Origin of the sequence: Microbispora sp. H10836 (assembly GCF_012999525.1) — a bacterium.
In the GTDB taxonomy this organism is placed as follows: Bacteria; Actinomycetota; Actinomycetes; order Streptosporangiales; family Streptosporangiaceae; genus Microbispora.
This window is the reverse complement of sequence record NZ_JABBWU010000066.1, coordinates 1-1,039: the sequence shown is the minus strand read 5'-3', so window position 1 is coordinate 1,039 and position 1,039 is coordinate 1. Positions and strand designations below refer to the sequence as shown.

The window sequence follows — 1,039 nt, the reverse complement described above, 5'->3', positions numbered from 1 at the left end:
TTTGAGGCTGCGCCGCTGCAGGAGCACGGCGACGACGATGATCAGGCCCTTGGCGACCAGCTGGTCGGCGGTGTTCAGGCCGTTGAGGATGAACAGGTTGGTGATCACAGTGAAGATCAGCAGACCGAGGATCGAACCGATGATCGTGCCCCGGCCGCCGGTGAGCAGCGTCCCGCCGATGATCACGGCGGCGATCGCGTCCAGCTCGTACAGATCGCCATGGGTGGACGACCCGGTGGTGGTCCGCGCCATGATCAGCACCGCGGCGATCCCGCAGCACAGACCCGACAGCGCGTACAAAAGCACGGTGTGCTTACGGACATCGATACCGGCCAGGCGGGCCGCCTCGGGGTTACCGCCCACCGCATAGGTACGCCGCCCGAACGTCGTGCGGTTCAGCACGATCCAGCCGACCAGCACCACCAACGCGAACACATAGACCAGCAGCGGCAACCCGAACACCCGCGTGGTCGACAAGTCCACGATCATCGAGTTGTCCGCCTGCACCAACTGGGTGCGCTGGTTGGACATCCGCTGCGCCAGACCACGCGCGGCCACCAGCATCGCCAGCGTCGCGATGAACGGCACCATCCGCCCATAGGTGACCAGGATGCCGTTGAGCACCCCCGCACCGGTGCCCACCAGCACCGCACACACGATCATCACGACCGGCCCGTAAGCCTGCGTGGCAAGCGTCGTCGCCCACACCGACGCCAGCGCCATCACCGCCCCGACCGACAGATCGATGCCACCACCGATGATCACAAAGGTCATCCCGACCGTGATCACACCGATGGTCGAGGCCAGCGCCAAAATGCTGACCAGGTTGGAGGAGGTGGCGAAGTTCTCCGGCCGGGTCACCACACCCACGATCGCCAGCAACACCAGTGCGACGACCAGCCCCAGATGCCGGACCTCACCCAGCCGCCCCAGGCGGCCACCGGCACCCGGCGCTTTCACACCCGGACCGGCCGGCGCGGCCTGATCGACCTCAGTCATGCAACGCTCCTTCAGAGGATGTTTCTGCTTCATCAGACCC

The 1,039-nt window shown here is 65.8% G+C and carries 1 protein-coding gene; it reads right to left on the bottom strand.

Annotated features, from left to right (window positions below; translation table 11 throughout):
- Nucleotides 1-999: ABC transporter permease (locus HHX30_RS40265; protein WP_169989206.1), on the bottom strand; the 999-nt coding region annotated here is incomplete at its 3' end.
- Nucleotides 1,000-1,039 lie beyond the last annotated feature (40 nt).